A 19,353-nucleotide genomic window follows, 5' to 3' on the forward strand; every position below is an offset into this window, starting at 1 on the left:
GGGACAGTATCGCCGACGCCTACCAGGGCAGTTCGCGCACCTGCTGGACGCACAGCACGACGAAGAGCAGCCCGGCCGCGCCGAGCATGACGTTGCTCAGCGGCCCGTTGCGCCATGCGGCGGGTGTACGGGAGGAGTTGAGGAGCCGGATCAGGGTCAGCGCCAGGAACGGCATGAAGAACGCGCCGATCACGCCGTACACGATGACCAGGCCGAACGGCTGGTCCAGAAAGAGCAGCGCGATCGGCGGGAAGGTCAGCCAGAGGAGGTACGCGCGGAACGGCAGCGACTTGTCGCGGTCCGTGCCGGCGGGCACGAGCGCGGGCCGGTAGTGGGCCACGAAGTCGGCGAACATCAGGCTGACGCCGTGCCACACCCCGATGAGCGAGGTGAAGGAGGTGGCGAAGAAGCCGACCAGGAAGAGCTTGGCGGTGGCGTCCCCATACCGGTCGGACAGAATGCCGGTGAGGTCGAGCAGGCCCTTGTCGCCCTTGGCGATGGCGACGCCGGAGGAGTGCAGCAGCTCGGCGCCGACGAAGAGCATCGCGACGACGAAGATGCCGGTGGTGAGGTAGGCGACGCGGTTGTCGAGCCGCATCACCTTCATCCAGCCACTGTCCCGCCAGCCCTTGGCGTTGATCCAGTAGCCGTACGCGGCCAGGGTGATGGTGCCGCCGACACCGCCGATCAGACCGAGGGTGTAGACGAGGGAGCCGTCGGGGAGCACGGGGGCGAGACCGGCGAACGCCTCGCCGAGGTGGGGCGTGACCCGGATGGCCAGATAGACGGTGACCACGAACATCACGCCGACCAGGACGGTCATGACCTTCTCGAAGACGGCGTACCGGTTGAACCAGACGAAGACGAGACCGACCAGACCGCACAGCACCGCCCATGCCTTGAGGTCCATGAGGTCGGGGAAGAGCGCGCCGAGCGGCAGGGCGCTGGAGGACATCGCCGCCGCACCGTAGACGAAGCCCCAGACGACGACGTACCCGACGAAGTAGACGGTGGTCCACGAACCGAGGCTGCGCCAGCCGTCGAAGAGGGTGCGGCCGGTGGCCAGATGCCAGCGGCCGGCGGCCTCGGCGAGGGAGATCTTGACGAGGCAGCCGATGACGGCCGCCCAGAGCAGGGTGTAGCCGAACTTCGAGCCCGCGACCAGGGTCGCGACCAGGTCACCGGCGCCGACACCGGTGGCCGCGACCACGATGCCTGGGCCGATGTACCGCCAGGAAGCCTTGCGCGGGCGGGCGTCGGCGTCGCCGGTGCCCTCCTCCTGAGCGACCTCCGCCATGTCCGACCGCCTTTCACCCGCCCGATGTGGTCTGCTGTGTGACCTGTTGCGTGATCCAGGTCACCAAAGCGGCTGTGGCGCGACGGCGCAAGAGGGCATGGCCGAACCGCGCTCTTGACCAGTCCATGTCACGGCCGCACGATGTGCCCGGACACCCCGCACAGCCTGTCGCACACCCCCACACTCCCCACCCAGGAGACAGCATGCGACTTCGAACCCGCGGAAGAAGGTCCGCCACCCTCGCGGCCCTTCTGGCGCTCGCCCTCGCGGCGCCGCTCTCCGCAGGCGCGTTCCCGGCCGGAGCCGACTCGGAACCGACCGCCGCCACCGAGGAAGTGATCCGCCAGTACGAGATCCATGGCCCGTCCACCGTCGCCGAGCGCACGGCCCTGGCCGCGACCGGCGTCTCCATCGACGAGACCGACGACCACAGCGTCGTCGTCAGCGCCAACTCCGCCCAGCTGCGCAAGCTCCGCGCGCTCGGCCACCGCCCCGAGGCGCTGCCGGCGCCGCCCGACCGGTCGATCGCGGGCCGGGCCGCCGAGCCCTTCGACTTCCCCTCGGCCGACTCGAAGTACCACAACTTCGCGGAGATGAACGCGGAGATCGACCAGCGCCTCGCCCAGTACCCGAACATCATGAACAAGCGGGTCATCGGCAAGACGTACCAGGGCCGCGACATCGTCGCCATCAAGATCAGCGACAACGTCGGTACGGACGAGGCCGAGCCCGAGGTCCTCTTCACCCACCACCAGCACGCCCGCGAGCACCTGACCGTCGAGATGGCGCTCTACCTGCTGCGCGAGCTGGGCGCGGGCTACGGCACGGACTCCCGGATCACCAACGTGGTCAACAGCCGCGAGATCTGGATCGTGCCCGACCTCAACCCGGACGGCGGCGAGTACGACATCGCCACCGGCTCCTACCGCAGCTGGCGCAAGAACCGGCAGCCCAACTCCGGTTCCAGCTACGTCGGTACGGACATGAACCGCAACTGGGACTACAAGTGGGGCTGCTGCGGCGGCTCCTCGGGCTCCAAGAGCTCCGAGACCTACCGGGGAACGGCCCCCGAGTCCGCCCCCGAGGTCAAGGTCGTCGCCGACTTCGTCCGCTCACGCGTGGTGGGCGGCAAGCAGCAGATCAGGGCCGCGATCGACTTCCACACGTACAGCGAGCTGGTGCTCTGGCCGTTCGGCTGGACCACCGCGAACACCGCGCCGGGCATGACCCAGGACGACCGCGACGCGTTCGCGGCCGTCGGCCAGAAGATGGCGGCCAGCAACGGCTACACGGCCGAGCAGTCCAGCGACCTCTACATCACGGACGGCTCGATCGACGACTACCTCTGGGGCGCGCAGAGGATCTTCGGATACACGTTCGAGATGTATCCGGCCTCGTCCTGGAACGGCGGCTTCTACCCGCCCGACGAGGTGATCGAACGCGAGACGAGCCGCAACAAGGACGCGGTGCTCCAGCTTCTGGAGAACGCGGACTGCATGTATCGCTCGATCGGCAAGCAGTCGCAGTACTGCACCACCTGACATGCCGGCAGGGGCGCCCCGGGAACTCCGGGGTGCCCCCGCGCCGTGACGGGGGTCGGACTCAGCCGAGGACTGCCAGGGCGTCGATCTCGATGAGGAGGCCCTTGGGCAGGCCGACGTAGACCGTCGTACGGGCCGAGGCGGGCGCCTTGAGGCCCTGCTCCTCGAAGTACGCGTTGTAGATCTCGTTCATCTCGGCGAAGTGGTCCACGTCGGTGAGGTACACGCGCATCATCATCACGTCGTCCCAGCTCGCGCCGCCCTCCTCCAGGATCGCCTTGACGTTGGCGAAGGTCTGGAGGGTCTGCTCGCGCAGCGTCGGGCCGGCCGGGGTGGGTGCCTGGCCCTCGACGGCGGGCAGGAAGCCGACCTGGCCGGCGACCTGGAGGATGTTGCCCTTCTTGACGCCGTGCGAGAACTTCGCCGGCGGGGCGGTGTGGGTGGCGGGGGTGAGCGCGATCTTCTCGGTCATGCGTGGTCCTTGCCTGAATAGTCACGGCTGATGGCGTCGGCGGTGCGACGCACCAGCGGGAGCAGGGTGAGGAGTTCCTCGGCCGTCACGACGACATTGGGTGCCGAGACCGACATGGCGGCGACGACGCGGCCGTCGGCTCCGCGGATGGGGGCGCCGACGCAGTTGATGGACTCCTCGTGGCCACCGAGGTCGGTGGCCCAGCCCTGTTCGCGGACGGTCGCCAGCTCCTTGAGGAAGGCGGCGGCGTTCGGGATCGAACGGGGCGTGTACATGGGGTAGTCGAGCTTGGCGGCGATGGCGCGCCGCTCGGGCTCGGGGAGGTCGGCGAGCAGCAGCTTGGCGACGGCGGCGACGGTGATCGCGACGGGCTTGCCGATGCGCGAGTACATGCGGACCGGGTAGCGGCTCTCGACCTTGTCGATGTAGAGGACCTCACTCTCCTCGTACACCGCGAGGTGGACGGTGTGCCCGATCTGCTCGTTGAGCGCGGCGAGGTGGGGGTGCGCGATCTCGCGGATGTCGAGGTTCTCGACGGCTTCCTGGGCGAGGACGAAGAGGCGGGCGCCGAGGCGGTAGCGCTGGTCCTGCTGGCGGTAGACGAGCCCGTGCTCGTGCAGGGTGCGCAGCAGCCGCAGCGCGGTGGACTTGTGCACCCCGAGCCGGTCGGCGACCTGGCCGAGGTCGGCGGGGCCCTGCGCGAGCAGTGGCAGGATGCTCAGTGCGCGGTCGACGGTCTGGCTCATGACGTACGTACCTCCTGGTCCTCCCCCGTCCAGCCGGGGCCGAGGTGAAGTCTCCCCCAGCCCTCGTCGTCCAGGGCGACGAGCCGGTCGGCGTGTGCGGTCGTGGCGGGCGCGCCGAGGTCCCCGGGAACGGTGAGCGCCGCGGCGGCCATGAGATGCCCGTGCCGCATCCGTTCCCGCACGTCCAGCCCCCGCAGGGTCGCGGACAGGAACCCCGCGGCGAACGCGTCCCCGGCCCCGACGGCGGCGACGACGTCGACGCGGGGCGCGGGGACGACGGTGACGGCGTCGCCGCCGTGGCCGCGGCGCTCGAACACGGCGGCACCCGCACCGCCCCGCTTCACCACCAGCACGGCAGGCTCCGGCAGAACCGCCCGCACCGCGTCCGGCCCGACCACCCCCCATGCCTCCTCCGCCTCGTCCTCGCCCACGAACACCAGGTCCGCGCCCCGCGCGAGCTCCAGGAGCAGCCGGGGTCCCGACCCGTCGCGCCACAGCCCGGCGCGGAAGTTCACGTCGAAGGAGACCAGCGGACGGCCCGCCCGCGGCGCGGTCAGGACGCGCACCAGGCCCAGGCAGTCCTCCGACAGCGCCGCCGTGATCCCCGACAGGTGCAGGATCCGCCCGTCGGCCACGGAGTCGTACGGCACGGTCGCGGGCGACATCGCGGACGCCGCCGACCCGGCCCGGTAGTAGGCGACCTCGTGGGCCTCGGTCGCCCGGTCCGTCGCGGTACGGAAGTAGATGCCGGTCGGCCGCACGGCGTCGCGCCGTACTGCGGACACATCGACCCCGTGTGCGGCGATCGTCGCCACCAGGTGGTCGCCGAAGCCGTCGTGGCCGACCCGGCTGACCCACTTGGTTCGGTGCCCCGCCGCGGCGAGCGCGCACGCCACGTTGGACTCGGCGCCGCCGATGGTGCGGGTGAACGAGGGGACGTCGGCGAGGCGGCCCGGCCGGGAGGGCAGAAAGGTGACCATGGACTCGCCGAGGCAGACGACGTCCACGGGTGACGCGTCCACGGGCGGGTTTCCGGTCACGGTCACCGTCGGGCTCCTCGTCGGTCATGCGGGTCCATTGACCCGGTGTTGGCCCGGATGTTAGACAGCATCAAGCGATACACGCAATGACTGTTGCACACAATGCAACACCCTCGACGAGGAGGATCCATGCCCGCCGACCGGCCCACCCCTCAGCTGGCCAACGAGCGTGTCGACCACCGCTTCAAGGCCCTGCCCCCGGACGCCGAGGGTCTGACCGTCGGCGAGCTGGCGGCCCAGCGCCGCAGTCTGTTCACCGGCGGCTTCACCACCCCCGTCCTCGCCCTCTCCGCCGAGTCCGTCGAGCACAACCTCCGCCTCCTGGAGAGCTACGCCGAACACCACGGCCTCGCCTTCGCCCCGCACGGCAAGACCTCCATGGCCCCCCAGCTCTTCGACCGCCAGCTGGAGCACGGCGCGTGGGGCATCACCGCCGCCGTCCCGCACCAGGCCCGGGTCTACCGTGCCCACGGCATCGCCCGGATCTTCCTCGCCAACGAGCTCGTCGACGCGCCCGCACTGCGCTGGCTCGCCGCCGAGCTCGACGCCGACCCGGACTTCCGCTTCGTCTGCTACGTGGACTCCGTGCGCGGGGTCGAGCTGATGGACGCGGCGCTCACCGAGGCCGGCGCCCGCCGCCCCGTCGACGTCGTCGTCGAGCTCGGCGCCGGCGAGGGAGCCCGTACCGGAGCCCGTACGGAGGCCGACTGCACCGCCGTCGCCGACGCCGTCGCCGCGACGACCACCCTGCGCCTGGTCGGCGTGGCCGGCTACGAGGCACAGGTGCCGCAGGCCACACCCGAGCGCGTCCAGGCCTGGCTGGACCGCCTCGTCTCCCTCACCGCCGCCTTCGACAAGGCCGGCCTCTTCTCCCCCGAGATCGAGGAGATCGTCGTCAGCGCGGGCGGCAGCGAGTGGTTCGACACGGTCGCCGACGTCTTCGCGGAGATCCCCGAACTCTCCCTGCCCGTACTGAAGTTGCTCCGCTCAGGCGCATACGTCTCGCATGACTCGGGCCACTACCGCGAGCTCACCCCCTTCAACCGGGTCCCCGAGGAGGGCGCGCTCCAGCCCGCCTTCCGGCTCTGGGCACAGGTCGTCTCCCGCCCCTCCCCCGAGGAGGCGTTCACCAACGCGGGCAAGCGCGACCTCGCGTACGACCTCCGCCTCCCGGAGGCGGAGGTCGTACGCGACGCCCGCACCGGCGCCGTCCGCCCCGCCGACGGCATCGCGGTCACCGCCCTCTCCGACCAGCACGGCTGGCTCCGCACGGAGCCGGGCGCCGCGATCGAGGTCGGCGACTGGCTCGGCATGGGCATCTCCCACCCCTGTACCGCCTTCGACAAGTGGCAGTTGATCCCACTGGTCGAGGCGGACGGCACGGTCGTCGACTACATCCGCACCTTCTTCTAGGAGCCCGCCGTGGACCTCGTCATCCGCGACGTGGACGTCATCGACGGCTCCGGCGGGGACTCCTACCGCGCCGACGTCGCCGTCGACGGCGGCCGGATCGCCGCCATCGTCAAGGAGGGCGCGGCGGCCGGCTGCCAGCGCCCCACCGCCCGCCGCGTCCTGGACGCCGAGGGCCTCGCCCTGTCCCCCGGCTTCATCGACATGCACGCCCACAGCGACCTCGCGCTGCTCCGGGACCCGGACCACAGCGCGAAGGCCGCACAGGGCGTGACCCTCGAAGTCCTCGGCCAGGACGGTCTGTCGTACGCGCCGGTCGACGACCGTACGCTCGGGGAGGTCCGCCGGGCGATCACCGGCTGGAACGGTGGTGCGCCCGGGGATACCACCATCGACTTCGACTGGCGCACGGTCGGCGAGTACCTGGACCGCCTCGACCGCTCCCACGGCGGACAGGGCATCGCCGTCAACGCGGCCTACCTCGTCCCCCAGGGCACGGTGCGGATGTACGCGGTCGGCTGGGACGACCGCCCCGCCACCGAGGCCGAGCTGAACCGGATGCGTCAGCTCGTCGCGGAGGGCATGGAGCAGGGCGCGGTCGGCATGTCCTCCGGGCTGACCTACACCCCCGGGATGTACGCCCCCGACACCGAACTCGCCGAGCTGTGCAAGGTCGTGGCCCGGTACGACGGCTACTACTGCCCGCACCACCGCTCGTACGGCGCCGGTGCGCTCCAGGCCTACGAGGAGATGGTCGCCGTCACCCGGGACGCGGGCTGCGCGCTCCACCTGGCGCACGCGACGATGAACTTCGGCGTGAACAAGGGCAGGGCCCCCGACCTGCTGGCCCTCCTCGACGAGGCGTTGGAACAGGGCGCCGACATCTCCCTCGACAGCTACCCGTACACCCCAGGCTGTACGACGCTGGTGGCCCTGCTGCCGAGCTGGGCGAGCGAAGGCGGCCCCGAGGCGGTCCTCGCCCGCCTGGAGGACGACGAGACGGCCGAGCGTATCCGCCACCACCTGGAGGAGATCGGCTCGGACGGCTGCCACGGGGTGCCGATCGAGTGGGACACGATCGAGATCTCGGGCGTGAGCGACCCCGGCCTCGCGGACCTCGTGGGCCGTCGCCTGGACGGCTGGACCACGGCCCGCCGTCTGCTGATCGGCGACCGGCTGGGCTCGACGATCCTCCAGCACGTCGGCCACGAGGAGAACGTCCGGACGATCATGCGCCACCGGGTCCACACCGGCGGCTCGGACGGAATCCTCCAGGGCTTCAAGCCGCACCCGCGGGCGTACGGCACCTTCCCGCAGTACCTCGGGCGGTACGTGCGCGAGCTGGGCGTCCTGTCGCTGGAGGAGTGCGTGGCCCACCTGACCTCCCGCCCGGCCGCCCGCCTGCGCCTGCCGGACCGGGGCCTTGTCCGCGAGGGCTACCGCGCCGACCTGGTCCTCTTCGACCCGGCGACAGTGGCCGCGGGCTCGACGTACGACGCCCCGAGAACGCTCCCGGTGGGCATCCCCCACGTGCTGATCGACGGCCGCTTCGTGATGGAGGACGGCAAGCGAACGGACGTCATCGCGGGCAGGTCGATCCGACCCCGATGACCATGTGGACGATGCCCCACCCTCCCACGGCCAACCGTCCCGCCCCCACCCTTGCGGGCACCCGTCCCGCCCCACCCACCCGCACCGTTGTGGGCACCCGTCCCGCCCCCACCCACCGCACCCCGCGTGGGCAACCATCCCGCCCCCACCCACGGCACCCCGCTGTGGGCACCCGACCCGCCCCACCCACCGCACCCCGTGTGGGCAATCGTCCCGCTGGGGCGGGACGGGTGGGCACACGGGACGGCGCCCTTACGGGCGCGTCCGCTCCATGTCCCCGTCCACCACGGGGGCGGTGCCCAGGGCGGGCCGCCCCCACGGCTCGCGCCGCCCCCACACGAGGCCCGCGGCCAGAACAAGACCCGCCACCACGAACCCGTACCACGGCGTATGTCCGGACGGCGCCGTCTCGTACACGAGCGCCGCCGACACCACGCCGAGCACCTGCCCCACCCGCGTGTCCCACGCGACCGCCGCCACGACAGCCGTCCCCCACAGCAGATACCAGGGCTGAACCATCGGCGACAGCGCCACCAGCGCCACCAGCGAAAGACCCAGTCCCAGCACCGGATCGATCCGCCCCTTCCACGCCCGCCACGCCAGCGACCCGATGATCGCCAGCGCCGCCAGCAGCCCCAGCTTCTGCACCACGCCCTTGACCGGTTCCGGGTCGTCCGCGACGAGCAGCCCGAGCCCGAGGCCCACGTCACTGGTGACGGACAGCGCCGTGTGAATGGACCCGGCGACGCTCTGCGTCCGCAGCCAGCCAAATCCCGTCCCGGCCACCACGGTGGCGCCCACGGCCACCCCGCCCGCGACAAGCCCCGGCCCCACGAGCCCCTTCACGACCCCCCGTACGCCACCGTCCCGCCGCGCGATCATCACGCCGATGAACAGCAGCGCCACCGCCGCCGGCGACTTCACCATCATCGCCAGCCCGACGAGCACACAGCCGACCACCCATCGCCCCCGTGCCGCGAGCACGACGCCGCTCAGCATCAGGCCGATCATGAGCCCGTCGTTGTGCATCCCGCCGACGACATGGATCAGCAGCAGCGGGTTGAGCGCGGCCAGCCACAGCGCCCCGCTCTCACCCAGACAGCCGTCCCCGCGGCCGTCCCCACCGCCGCCCAGACAGCCGTCCCCACCGCCGTCCCCACGGCGCCCCGCACCCGCCACCATCCCCCGGACGGCCCAGACGATCAGCGCGAGCGCGCCCAGCGCGATCAGCCGCATCCCGATCACGGCCGGCACGATCTCCCCGCCGGTCAGCTTCACCACGCCCTGCGCGAGGACGAGGAAGATCGGCCCGTACGGAGCGGGGGTGTCGGTCCAGTGCCCGCCGACGCTCGCCGCCGCGTCCACCCCGAGGTCGCCGGCGCCGAGGACCGACGGCCCCGCCCCGTACACGTCGTACCCCTCCAGGACCATGGCGCCCTGCGCGATGTAGCTGTACACGTCGGCGCTGTACAGCGGCGGCGCGAGCACCAGCGGTGCCGTCCACCACCCCAGGGTCGCCAGAACCCGCTCCCGCGCGTCCCGCACCCCCCGCGCCAGCAGCACCCCGTACCGCCACCAGGCCGCCACGAGCAGGGTCAGCCCGAGGTACGCGAGTACGGCACCGGTCACCGTCACGAGCGACCCCCGCGGCGCCCACAGCCCCCACGGCTCGCGCACCGGCAGCGTTCCGGCCGTGTACCCGCCCACCGCGACGGCGAGCGACCCGACCGCACCCAGCCACCGGGACCCGGAGGCACTCAACACCCACATGGGGGGTCAACCTACCTGGGCGCTACCTGGGCTTCTTCGACGCTCCCGGGGCCGAGCCCGACTTCCCCGGCTTCTCGCCGGAACCGTCGCCGGTGCCGTCCGCGCCGACGGCCGTCGCGGTGGGCGAGGCGCTCGCGGTCCCCGAAGGGGTCGCGGCGCTCGGGCCGACGGCCGCCGTCGAGCCGGCGCTCGCCGGAGCACTCGGCTTCGCCCCAGCGCCGGACGCCCCGTCCTCACCCGGCTGCCCGTCGTCCGAGGAGTCCCCCGAGGAGTTCCCCGAGGGATCGGCCTGGATGAGCGCGGGCAGCCCCGGGTGCCCTTCGCCTCCCGGGGACGACCCGCCGGTCTCCCCGGTGCGGAAGGCCCCGGCGACGACGGCGGCCAGGAGCCCGAGGCCGACGACACCGCCCCCGGCGAGGGCCCAGCGCATGCCCGGGCCCCGCCGTGCCGACGCATGACGGCCGCGGCGTACCGGGGCGCCCACGGCGCGCTGGTCCTCGTTGCTCATGGCGGCGAATTCTAGGCAGGAGGGACCCGCGGAGCGAGCCAGGTCACATTCCGGACGAACGCCCGAGCTTCCCCGTTCCGCCCGACGTGTCCCAAAACACGAGGCGTCCTGCTCCGGCCCGCCGTAAGCTCTCGACATGCAGGTGATCCAGTCCACGAAGCTCGCCAACGTCTGTTACGAAATCCGGGGCCCGGTGCTCGAAGAGGCGATGCGGCTGGAGGCTGCCGGTCATCGCATCCTCAAGCTCAACACCGGAAACCCGGCCGCCTTCGGCTTCGAGTGCCCGCCGGCGATCCTCGAGGACGTCCTGCGCAACCTCGCCGACGCCCACGGCTACGGAGACGCGAAGGGCCTGCTCGCAGCCCGCCGCGCGGTGATGAGCCACTACGAGACCAAGGGCATTCCGCTCTCCGTCGAGGACATCTACCTCGGCAACGGCGTCTCCGAGCTGATCCAGATGTCGATGCAGGCGCTGCTCGACGACGGCGACGAGGTCCTCGTCCCCGCCCCGGACTATCCGCTGTGGACCGCGTCCGTCTCCCTCGCGGGCGGTACGGCCGTGCACTACCGCTGCGACGAGCAGGCGGACTGGATGCCGGATCTCGCCGACATCGAGCGGAAGATCACCGATCGCACCAAGGCGATCGTGATCATCAACCCGAACAATCCCACGGGCGCCGTCTACGACGACGAGATGCTCCGCTCGCTCACCGAGATCGCCCGCCGCCACAACCTGGTCGTCTGCTCCGACGAGATCTACGACAAGATCCTCTACGACGGCACCACGCACACGCCCACGGCCGCGATCGCCCCGGATCTCCTCGTCCTCACCTTCAACGGGATGAGCAAGAACTACCGGGTGGCGGGCTTCCGCTCCGGCTGGCTCGCGGTCTGCGGCCCCAAGGCCCACGCCACCTCGTACATCGAGGGGCTGACGATCCTCGCCAACATGCGGCTGTGCGCCAACATGCCCGCGCAGCACGCGGTGGCCGCCGCCCTGCAGGGCCGGCAGTCGATCGAGGACCTGGTCCTGCCCGGCGGCCGGCTCCTCGAGCAGCGCGACACGGCGTACGAGCTGCTCACGCAGATCCCTGGCGTGACCTGCGTGAAGCCGAAGGGTGCCCTGTACCTCTTCCCGCGGCTCGACCCGAACGTCTACAAGATCAAGGACGACCGGCAGATGGTCCTCGACCTGCTGCGGGCCGAGAAGATCATGGTGGTGCACGGCACGGGCTTCAACTGGCACGAGCCGGACCACTTCCGGATCGTCACGCTCCCGAACGCCGCGGATCTGGCGGACGCGGTGACCCGGATCGGACGCTTCCTGGACGGCTACAGCCAGCCGTAGCCTCTCACCTTCCGGACGCAGCTCAACTTTAGATTGAATCCAAGCTAGGATGGCTCCAGAGCTACTGCAGGAGGCCGTCCCCATGTACGAACCGATCCGCACCAAGTCGGTCCACCGGATGGCCGACGACGACCAGAACGCGTACCCGCACCGCTCCCGCGAGGAAGAGCTGGACATCCAGCTCGCCGGACATCTCGCCGCGCTGCTCGCCGTCACGGACGAGCTGGGCGACGAGGCGGCCGGTGAGCTCATCGCCCGGCAGGTGGCACGACTGCGCGGCGCGCCGCCGGCCCGTCACGCGGGGCTGAGCGGTTCGAACGCCGAGTCGCTGCACCGCCGCGCCCATGCCCTCGCGGGCCGCGCCCTGGTCGTCGCCGCCTCCCGGGCCGACACGGCCGCCGCGATCCTCGCCGCCGAGCGCATGGACGCGCACACCGCGGCACTGACCTCCCACAAGCTGGTCAGCGCCCCCTGACGGCCCCGGTCCGCGCGCCGCACAGCCGCGCGGGCCGGGCGCCACACACCCGCCGCCGCTACGGCGTGGCGGTCGGCACGGGTCCGGTGCGCCGGAAGTCGGCGTCCTGGACGACGCACTTCGGCGAGTCACCGCCGTACGCCTTGACCCCCACGACGACCGTACGGCCGGTGGCCCCGTGCGCGAGGTCCTCGACGACCCCCGTGCCCTGGTCGACGGCCTTCTCCCGTGCGTCCTGGAACTCCACGGTCACCGTGTACGTCCCCGTGCGACGCGCCTGACTGGTGACCGACAGCTCGGCCACCGGCCGTCGCGAGACCGGGTCCAGGGTGCACCTGGCCACCGTCACGTCCTGCGACGCGAAGCGCAGATTCTTGTGGTTCTCCCCGACGGCGTACATGTACGCGACGATGCCGCCGAGCGGCACCAGAACCATGAGCGAGCACCCCACCACGGCAGCCCGTTCCCGCATCTCCCCACCCCCCAGTAGATGGCGGCTCACGGTACACCGCCGTCCGGTTCAGTACCGGGATCGGCACTTCACCTCCCGTCCACCCAACTCGCCCTGGAATGTGGGCTTCCGCGAGCACTCTGCCCGCGTGAGACGCATTCTGGGAATCGTCCTGGCCGTCCTGCTCCTCGGCGGCGTGGCCGTCGCCCTCGTGGCGGGCGGCGACAAGGACAAGGGCACGGCAACGAAGACCGTGCGAGGAGTGATCGGATCGGAGAAGGCGGAGTTCTTCGCCGATCCCAAGGTGGTGAAGGCCCTGGCCGACAAGGGCTTCACCGTGAAGGCGGAGACCTCCGGGTCCTGGGACATGGAGCAACTGCCGCTCGAAGGCTATGACTTCGCGTTCCCCTCGTCCAAGGCCCCGGCCGACGAGCTGCGGGCCCGGACGAAGGCCAAGGGCGCCGTGCTGCGGCCCTTCTACTCGCCGCTGGTCGTCGTCGCGCACAGCTCCGCCGCCAAGGTCCTCGCCGACAACGGCCTGGTCACCCTCGGCGCCGGAGGCCGGACGGGCACCCTGCGCATGGGTCCGTATCTGGAGGCCGCGCGAGCCGACCGGACCTGGCAGCAGCTCAAGGGCGCTGCCGGGCACCCTGAGTTGAACGGCACGGTCTTCATCACGTCGACCGACCCGGTCGCCTCCAACTCCGGCGCGCTCTACCTCGCCGCGGCGAGCTATGTCGCCGACGGCGGCAAGGTGGCCGGCGACAAGGCGGCCGTGGACCGCACGGCGCCGCTGCTGCGCAAGCTGATCCAGGTGCAGGGCGCCCAGCAGTCCGGATCGGACGCGCCGTTCCGCGACTTCATCAGCGGTGTCGGCAATCCCCTGGTGCTCGTGTACGAGTCCCAGGTCGCCTCCCCGCTCCTGGCGAAGCAGGACCTGGGCGACCTGGTGGTGCTGTACCCCGACACCACGGTGATCAGCGACCACACGCTCGTCCCGCTCAGCGACAACGGCCGGACGCTCGGCGAACTCCTCACCTCCGACAAGGAGTTGCGCGAGCTCGCGGTGAGCCACGGCTTCCGCCCGCAGGGCGCCGCCGCCGAGTTCACGGCCGCGACGGCGGCCCTCAAGGACCGCCTCAACCAGACCATGACCGGAGTCCGCCAGGCGCCCGTGCCCACCAGCGAGGTGCTGCACGAGATGGCGCGGCGGGCCCGTACCCAGGGGGACCCCGCATGACCACGCCCGACGCACCGCTGATCCTCACCCCGCCGGAGCCGGTCGCCCCGGTCCGTACCGAACAGGCCTCCGGCCTCGTCCCGCTCGACGAGTCCGTCCGCACCGAGATGACCCGCCGCGCGGTCGAGTACGTCGGCTCCCTGGCCGGACTCGACACCCGCTCGCCCGAGTTCGCGGGCCGCATCGGGGAGATCGCCGCCCTCGGGGCCGGTGAGATGCGCAGCGCCGCGGCGCAGTCGAACCGCATGCTCGACCGCACGGTCCGCTCGCTGGCCGACGGCGGCGGCGACGCCCAGTCCCGGGTCGGCTCCTCGCTCGTCGAGCTGCGCCGCACCGTGGAGGACCTCGACCCGCGCGACACGCCCGGCGGGGGCGTCAAGCGGTTCCTGTCCAAGCTCCCGGGCGGCAACAAGCTGCGCGACCACGTCGCCAAGTACGCCTCCTCCCAGGGCACGCTGAACCGGATCGTCGGCTCCCTGCGCGGCGGCCAGGACGAACTGCGCCGCGACAACGCGGCGCTGCAGACCGAGCGGGCCCGGCTCTGGGAGACCATGGGCAAGCTCCAGGAGTACGCGGTGCTCACCGAGGCCCTCGACGCGGCCGTCGAGGAACGCATCGCGACGACCGCGGACCCCACGGCGGCGGACGCGCTGCGCTCCGACGTCCTCTTCCCGGTCCGCCAGAAGCACCAGGACCTGCTGACCCAGCTCGCCGTCTGCGCCCAGGGGTACCTGGCGATGGACGTCGTCCGCCGCAACAACGACGAGCTCATCAAGGGCGTCGACCGGGCGGCGACGACGACGGTCTCCGCGCTGCGGATCGCCGTCATGCTCTCCTCCGCCCTGGAGAATCAGCGCAAGGTGACCGAGCAGGTCAACGTCCTGCGCTCGACGACGGAGGACCTGATCCGCGGCAACGCCGAGATGCTGGCGACCCAGAGCGGCGAGATCCAGCGGATCGCGGCGGACCCGGCGGTCGGCGCGGAGACGCTGCGCACGGCGTTCCAGCAGATCTACCGGACGCTCGACGCGATCGACACGTACAAGGTCCAGGCGACCGAGTCCATGGCGGCGACGGTCGAGTCCCTGACCGCCGAACTCCAGACCGCGAGCGCCTACCTGGACCGCACCCGCCGCACGAGCGCGCTGGAAGGAGGCCAGGGATGAGACCTCCCGCGCGCCGCGCCCTCGCCGCACTCGCCCTCCTCGCCACGGTGACCGTGGCGGGCTGCACCGGCGAGGGCGACCGTCCCGACGAGCAGGGCCTGGCCCCCGCACCCGGCACGCTCCGCGTCCTCGCCTCCTCCGAACTCGCCGACATGGAGCCCGTCCTCGAAGAGGCCCGCAAGGCCACGGGGGTCACCGTCAGGCCCACCTACACCGGCACGCTCGACGCCGTCGAGCAGATCGCGTCCGGAGCGGCGGAGAAGTCGTACGACGCGGTCTGGCTCTCCTCCAACGACTACCTTCGGCTGCGCCCCGACACCGCGAAGAAGATCACCGGCGAGACCCCGATCATGACCTCCCCGGTCGCCCTCGGCCTCCGCCCTGGCGCCGTGACCGCGCTCGGCTGGGACCCCGCCAAGGTCACCTGGTCGCAGATCCACCAGGCCGTCGCCGAGAAGAAGCTCGGCTACGGAATGACCGACCCGGCCCGTTCCAACTCCGGCTTCTCCGCCCTGATCTCCATCGCCTCCGGCCTCTCCGGCGCCCAGTCGGCCCTCACCGAGAAGGACGTCGCCGCGGCCACGCCGAAGCTCAAGGAGTTCTTCGGAGGACAGAAGCTGACGTCGGGCTCCTCCGGCTGGCTGGCCACCGCGTGGTCCCGCCGCACCGAGGTCGACGCGCTGATCAACTACGAGTCCGTGCTGCTGAACATGGGCGAGAAGATCACGGTCGTCCGCCCCGCCGACGGGGTCGTCACCGCCGACTACCCCTTCACCCTCCTCACCTCCGCGAGCCCGGAGGCCAAGCAGTCGGCCGCGAGCCTCACCGCCCATCTCCGTACGCCGACCGCCCAGCGGATGATCACCAACCGGACCCTGCGCCGACCGGTCGTCCCCGGGGTGGAGCTCGCGAAGCCTCTCACCGCCGACCAGCGCCGCGAACTGCCCTTCCCCGGCAGCCGGTCCGTCGCCGACGGCCTCCTCGACGCGTACGAGAACAAGCTCCGCCGCCCATCCCGTACGGTCTACGTCCTCGACACCTCCGGCTCCATGGCGGGCGGGCGGCTCACCCGGCTGAAGTCGGCGCTCGCCGAGCTGACCGGGGACTTCCGGGACCGCGAGGTGGTCACCCTGATGCCCTTCGGCTCGTCCGTGAAGACGGCCGAGGTCCGTACGCACACGGTCGACCCGGCCTCCCCGAAGGCCGCGCAGGACGCGATCCGCACGGACGCCGCGGCCCTGTCCGCCTCGGGCGGCACCGCGATCTACTCCAGCCTGAAGGAGGCGTACGAACACCTCGGCACCGCCCCCGAGGCCGACGTCTTCACCTCGATCGTGCTGATGACGGACGGCGAGAACACCGACGGCGACCCGGCCGCCGCGTTCGACTCCTTCTACGGGACCCTGCCGCCCGCGCAGCAGCGGACGCCGGTCTTCCCGATCCTCTTCGGGGACTCCGACCGGGCCGAACTCGACCACATCGCGTCGCTGACCGGCGGCCGGCTCTTCGACGCCAACAAGGGCTCGCTGGACGGAGCCTTCGAGGAGATCCGTGGCTACCAGTAACCCGGTCCTGCGGTACCTCGAATCGCGCAAGAACCTCACCGGAAGCGCCTGCGGGGTCGTCGGTCTCGCGCTCACCTTCACCGGCGCGGCCGGCTCCCTCTGGCCCGTGGTCGTCGTCGGCCTGTACGGCGCGGGCGCGCTGATCGCCCCGCCCGAGCGGCCGCCGGCCCCGGAGTTCCCGGACGCCGCGGAACAACTCGACGCCCTGCGAGCGGACTTCACGACCCTGCGCGGCTATCTCGCGGAGGTCGAGCTGCCACCCGCGGCGGCCGGCCGCCTCACCGAGCTGGACTCCCTGGTCGAGGCGCTCCTCGCACCGGGCTGGGTGAGCGACCCTGAGCACCTGCACGTGCTGGCCCGGGCGGTGCGCCAGGACATGCCGGAGGCGGTGGACACCTTCGTACGGACCCGGTGGTGGTCGCGGGTGACCTCGGGCTCCGAGCCCCCCGAGCGCCACCTCGAACGCCAGCTGACCGCCCTCCACGCCGAGATGTCCCAGATCGCCGCGGCCCTCCAGGACGCCGAGGAGATCCGCCAACGCACGCACACCGCGTACGTCGAGGGTCGCGTGCAAAAGCACCGGCCCCCGAAGCCGTGAGGGGGCTTCGGGGGGCCGGTGTGCATCGTGACGAGCCGTTCGTGACCCCACTGGTCAGGGCGGTGTTCGGGGCGACCCGCCACGAGTCTTGAGGCGCGGGATCAGCCCAGGCGCTCGACCAGCGCGCGGTACTCGTCCCACAGCTCCTTCGGCGTGTGGTCGCCGAAGGTGTTCAGGTGCTCGGGGACCAGGGCGGCCTCCTCGCGCCAGACGTCGCGGTCGACCTTGAGCAGGAACTCCAGGTCCTCCGCCGGCATCTCCAGGCCCTCGGTGTCGAGCGAGTCGACGGTCGGCAGGATGCCGATCGGGGTCTCGACGCCCTCGGCCTTGCCCTCCAGGCGCTCCACGATCCACTTCAGGACGCGGCTGTTCTCGCCGAAGCCGGGCCAGACGAACTTGCCGGCCTCGTTCTTGCGGAACCAGTTGACGTAGTAGATCTTCGGGAGCTTGGCGGCGTCCGCGGAGGCGCCGACCTTGACCCAGTGGGCCATGTAGTCGCCCATGTTGTAGCCGCAGAACGGCAGCATGGCGAAGGGGTCGCGGCGCAGCTCGCCGACCTTGCCCTCGGCGGCGGCGGTCTTCTCGGAGGCGACGTTCGCGCCGAGGAAGACACCGTGCTGCCAGTTGAAGGACTCGGTGACCAGCGGGACGGCGGAGGCGCGACGGCCGCCGAAGAGGATCGCCGAGATCGGCACGCCCTTCGGGTCCTCCCACTCCGGCGCGATGATCGGGCACTGCCCGGCCGGGACGGTGAAGCGGGCGTTCGGGTGGGCGGCCGGGGTCTCGGACTCCGGCGTCCAGTCGTTGCCCTTCCAGTCGGTGAGGTGCTTGGGCAGCTCCTCGGTCATGCCCTCCCACCACACGTCGCCGTCGTCGGTGAGCGCGACGTTGGTGAAGACGGAGTTGCCCCACATGGTCTTCATGGCGTTGGCGTTGGTGTGCTCGCCGGTGCCGGGCGCGACGCCGAAGAAGCCGGCCTCGGGGTTGATCGCGTAGAGGCGGCCGTCCTCGCCGAAGCGCATCCAGGCGATGTCGTCGCCGATGGTCTCGACCGTCCAGCCGGAGATCGTGGGCTCCAGCATGGCGAGGTTCGTCTTGCCACAGGCGGACGGGAAGGCGGCGGCGACGTACTTGGACTCGCCCTGCGGCGGGGTGAGCTTGAGGATCAGCATGTGCTCGGCGAGCCAGCCCTCGTCACGCGCCATGACGGACGCGATACGCAGCGCGTAGCACTTCTTGCCGAGCAGGGCGTTGCCGCCGTAGCCGGAGCCGTACGACCAGATCTCGCGGGTCTCGGGGAAGTGGGAGATGTACTTGGTGGAGTTGCAGGGCCACGGCACGTCCTCCTGGCCCTCTTCCAGGGGCGCGCCCAGCGTGTGGACGGCCTTCACGAAGAAGCCGTCGGTGCCCAGCTCGTCGAGGACGGCCTGGCCCATGCGGGTCATGGTGCGCATGGAGACGGCGACGTACGCGGAGTCGGTGATCTCGACACCGATCGCGGAGAGCGGCGAGCCGACCGGGCCCATGCAGAAGGGCACGACGTACATGGTGCGGCCACGCATCGAGCCCCGGAAGATGCCCTTCTCACCGGCGAAGATGTCCTTCATCTCGGCCGGGGCCTTCCAGTGGTTGGTCGGGCCCGCGTCCTCCTCCTTCTCGGAGCAGATGAAGGTCCGGTCCTCGACGCGCGCGACGTCGGAGGGGTCGGAGGCGGCGTAGTACGAGTTCGGTCGCTTGATCGGGTCAAGCTTCTTGAACGTGCCCTTGGCGACGAGCTCCTCGCAGAGGCGCTCGTACTCGGCCTCGGATCCGTCGCACCAGACCACGGCGTCCGGCTGCGTGATCGCCGCGATCTCGTTCACCCAGGAGATCAGCTCCTGGTGCTGGGTCGGAAGGGTGGTGGGAGCCGCGTTGTCGCGCGCCACGATTGCTCCTTGATGAGGGGTTTTTAGATGTCTGCCCCGTGGGGGCTGCGACCCGGATGCGTCGTAGCTGCTCATCCGGTGCCGACCGCACTCATTTGATCATCCGACGCAAGTGCCCATATGTCCAGAGGGCCGCCCACGTGAGCATCGCCACTCGAATCGGAGAGTTACGGAGGCGTAGGTAGCATTC

General features: G+C 71.3%; 17 protein-coding genes. 9 read left to right on the plus strand and 8 right to left on the minus strand.

The features are described 5' to 3' along the window. Nucleotides 1-19: 19 nt before the first annotated feature. Entirely contained in the window at nucleotides 20-1,297 is a 1,278-nt protein-coding gene (locus ABZ939_RS16880; RefSeq protein ID WP_361854873.1) for an Nramp family divalent metal transporter, read from the minus strand. Nucleotides 1,298-1,500: 203 nt separating this feature from the next. On the opposite strand from ABZ939_RS16880, the gene ABZ939_RS16885 reads away from it, so the two are divergent. Beyond that, nucleotides 1,501-2,838 (plus strand): M14 family metallopeptidase, encoded by a 1,338-nt coding sequence (locus ABZ939_RS16885; RefSeq protein ID WP_361854876.1) that lies wholly within the window; start codon nucleotides 1,501-1,503, stop codon nucleotides 2,836-2,838. Nucleotides 2,839-2,899: 61 nt separating this feature from the next. Here the strand turns inward: ABZ939_RS16885 and ABZ939_RS16890 are convergent, their stop codons facing one another. The 3 genes from ABZ939_RS16890 to ABZ939_RS16900 are packed head-to-tail and all read right to left on the minus strand — an operon-like array spanning nucleotide 2,900 to nucleotide 5,096. After that, nucleotides 2,900-3,310, minus strand: coding sequence for a RidA family protein (locus ABZ939_RS16890; RefSeq protein ID WP_361854879.1), 411 nt, complete (start codon nucleotides 3,308-3,310; stop codon nucleotides 2,900-2,902). After that, nucleotides 3,307-4,056, minus strand: a complete 750-nt coding sequence (locus ABZ939_RS16895; protein WP_361854882.1) for an IclR family transcriptional regulator — start codon at nucleotides 4,054-4,056, stop codon at nucleotides 3,307-3,309. Before ABZ939_RS16895 ends, ABZ939_RS16890 begins: the two co-directional genes overlap by 4 nt. Continuing rightward, nucleotides 4,053-5,096: a sugar kinase gene (locus ABZ939_RS16900; RefSeq protein ID WP_361855218.1), complete on the minus strand. Its 1,044-nt coding sequence runs from the start codon at nucleotides 5,094-5,096 to the stop codon at nucleotides 4,053-4,055. The genes ABZ939_RS16895 and ABZ939_RS16900 overlap by 4 nt, the downstream gene beginning before the upstream one ends. Nucleotides 5,097-5,225: 129 nt before the next feature. On the opposite strand from ABZ939_RS16900, the gene ABZ939_RS16905 reads away from it, so the two are divergent. Continuing rightward, nucleotides 5,226-6,509 carry an alanine racemase gene (locus ABZ939_RS16905; protein ID WP_361854885.1) on the plus strand — a complete coding sequence of 428 codons (1,284 nt, stop codon included), beginning with the start codon at nucleotides 5,226-5,228 and terminating at the stop codon, nucleotides 6,507-6,509. A 9-nt stretch (nucleotides 6,510-6,518) separates the two neighbouring features. Beyond that, complete coding sequence (locus ABZ939_RS16910) at nucleotides 6,519-8,117, plus strand: D-aminoacylase (protein WP_361854888.1); 1,599 nt, start codon at nucleotides 6,519-6,521, stop codon at nucleotides 8,115-8,117. Between the two features lie 252 nt (nucleotides 8,118-8,369). Here the strand turns inward: ABZ939_RS16910 and mptB are convergent, their stop codons facing one another. Together mptB and ABZ939_RS16920 are read right to left on the minus strand one after the other, a co-directional pair. Beyond that, nucleotides 8,370-9,887 (minus strand): polyprenol phosphomannose-dependent alpha 1,6 mannosyltransferase MptB, encoded by a 1,518-nt coding sequence (gene mptB / locus ABZ939_RS16915; RefSeq protein WP_361854891.1) that lies wholly within the window; start codon nucleotides 9,885-9,887, stop codon nucleotides 8,370-8,372. 22 nt (nucleotides 9,888-9,909) lie between these two features. Beyond that, entirely contained in the window at nucleotides 9,910-10,395 is a 486-nt protein-coding gene (locus ABZ939_RS16920; RefSeq protein ID WP_361854894.1) for a hypothetical protein, read from the minus strand. Between the two features lie 136 nt (nucleotides 10,396-10,531). On the opposite strand from ABZ939_RS16920, the gene ABZ939_RS16925 reads away from it, so the two are divergent. Next, a complete protein-coding gene (locus ABZ939_RS16925; RefSeq protein ID WP_361854897.1) occupies nucleotides 10,532-11,743 on the plus strand; it encodes a pyridoxal phosphate-dependent aminotransferase in 1,212 nt (403 codons plus the stop codon). Between the two features lie 82 nt (nucleotides 11,744-11,825). After that, the gene (locus ABZ939_RS16930; protein ID WP_361854900.1) at nucleotides 11,826-12,218 is read left to right on the plus strand and encodes a hypothetical protein; all 393 of its coding nucleotides are present in this window, start codon (nucleotides 11,826-11,828) and stop codon (nucleotides 12,216-12,218) included. A 58-nt stretch (nucleotides 12,219-12,276) separates the two neighbouring features. Here the strand turns inward: ABZ939_RS16930 and ABZ939_RS16935 are convergent, their stop codons facing one another. Beyond that, entirely contained in the window at nucleotides 12,277-12,654 is a 378-nt protein-coding gene (locus ABZ939_RS16935) for a hypothetical protein (RefSeq protein ID WP_361854903.1), read from the minus strand. 136 nt (nucleotides 12,655-12,790) lie between these two features. Here ABZ939_RS16935 and ABZ939_RS16940 point away from each other — a divergent pair, with 136 nt between their 5' ends. The 4 genes from ABZ939_RS16940 to ABZ939_RS16955 are packed head-to-tail and all read left to right on the plus strand — an operon-like array spanning nucleotide 12,791 to nucleotide 17,238. Next, nucleotides 12,791-13,909 carry a hypothetical protein gene (locus ABZ939_RS16940; RefSeq protein ID WP_361854906.1) on the plus strand — a complete coding sequence of 373 codons (1,119 nt, stop codon included), beginning with the start codon at nucleotides 12,791-12,793 and terminating at the stop codon, nucleotides 13,907-13,909. Beyond that, nucleotides 13,906-15,075 carry a toxic anion resistance protein gene (locus tag ABZ939_RS16945; protein ID WP_361854909.1) on the plus strand — a complete coding sequence of 390 codons (1,170 nt, stop codon included), beginning with the start codon at nucleotides 13,906-13,908 and terminating at the stop codon, nucleotides 15,073-15,075. Before ABZ939_RS16940 ends, ABZ939_RS16945 begins: the two co-directional genes overlap by 4 nt. Beyond that, nucleotides 15,072-16,640 carry a VWA domain-containing protein gene (locus ABZ939_RS16950; protein WP_361854912.1) on the plus strand — a complete coding sequence of 523 codons (1,569 nt, stop codon included), beginning with the start codon at nucleotides 15,072-15,074 and terminating at the stop codon, nucleotides 16,638-16,640. The genes ABZ939_RS16945 and ABZ939_RS16950 overlap by 4 nt, the downstream gene beginning before the upstream one ends. Next, a complete protein-coding gene (locus ABZ939_RS16955) occupies nucleotides 16,627-17,238 on the plus strand; it encodes a hypothetical protein (RefSeq protein WP_361854915.1) in 612 nt (203 codons plus the stop codon). The genes ABZ939_RS16950 and ABZ939_RS16955 overlap by 14 nt, the downstream gene beginning before the upstream one ends. Before the next feature lie 101 nt (nucleotides 17,239-17,339). Here the strand turns inward: ABZ939_RS16955 and ABZ939_RS16960 are convergent, their stop codons facing one another. Next, a complete protein-coding gene (locus tag ABZ939_RS16960) occupies nucleotides 17,340-19,163 on the minus strand; it encodes a phosphoenolpyruvate carboxykinase (GTP) (RefSeq protein ID WP_361854917.1) in 1,824 nt (607 codons plus the stop codon). Between the last annotated feature and the right edge of the window lie 190 nt (nucleotides 19,164-19,353).

The sequence above is a fragment of the Streptomyces sp. NPDC046712 genome, assembly GCF_040645695.1.
GTDB lineage: Bacteria > Actinomycetota > Actinomycetes > Streptomycetales > Streptomycetaceae > Streptomyces.

Coding starts and splice junctions, on each gene's coding strand:
- ABZ939_RS16880 (WP_361854873.1), bottom strand. CDS start 1,297: ATGGCGGAGGTCGCTCAGGAGGAGGGCACCGGCGACGCCGACGCCCGC.
- ABZ939_RS16950 (WP_361854912.1), top strand. CDS start 15,072: ATGAGACCTCCCGCGCGCCGCGCCCTCGCCGCACTCGCCCTCCTCGCC.
- ABZ939_RS16920 (WP_361854894.1), bottom strand. CDS start 10,395: ATGAGCAACGAGGACCAGCGCGCCGTGGGCGCCCCGGTACGCCGCGGC.
- ABZ939_RS16935 (WP_361854903.1), bottom strand. CDS start 12,654: ATGGTTCTGGTGCCGCTCGGCGGCATCGTCGCGTACATGTACGCCGTC.
- ABZ939_RS16930 (WP_361854900.1), top strand. CDS start 11,826: ATGTACGAACCGATCCGCACCAAGTCGGTCCACCGGATGGCCGACGAC.
- ABZ939_RS16895 (WP_361854882.1), bottom strand. CDS start 4,056: ATGAGCCAGACCGTCGACCGCGCACTGAGCATCCTGCCACTGCTCGCG.
- ABZ939_RS16945 (WP_361854909.1), top strand. CDS start 13,906: ATGACCACGCCCGACGCACCGCTGATCCTCACCCCGCCGGAGCCGGTC.
- ABZ939_RS16925 (WP_361854897.1), top strand. CDS start 10,532: ATGCAGGTGATCCAGTCCACGAAGCTCGCCAACGTCTGTTACGAAATC.
- ABZ939_RS16885 (WP_361854876.1), top strand. CDS start 1,501: ATGCGACTTCGAACCCGCGGAAGAAGGTCCGCCACCCTCGCGGCCCTT.
- ABZ939_RS16905 (WP_361854885.1), top strand. CDS start 5,226: ATGCCCGCCGACCGGCCCACCCCTCAGCTGGCCAACGAGCGTGTCGAC.
- ABZ939_RS16890 (WP_361854879.1), bottom strand. CDS start 3,310: ATGACCGAGAAGATCGCGCTCACCCCCGCCACCCACACCGCCCCGCCG.
- mptB (WP_361854891.1), bottom strand. CDS start 9,887: ATGTGGGTGTTGAGTGCCTCCGGGTCCCGGTGGCTGGGTGCGGTCGGG.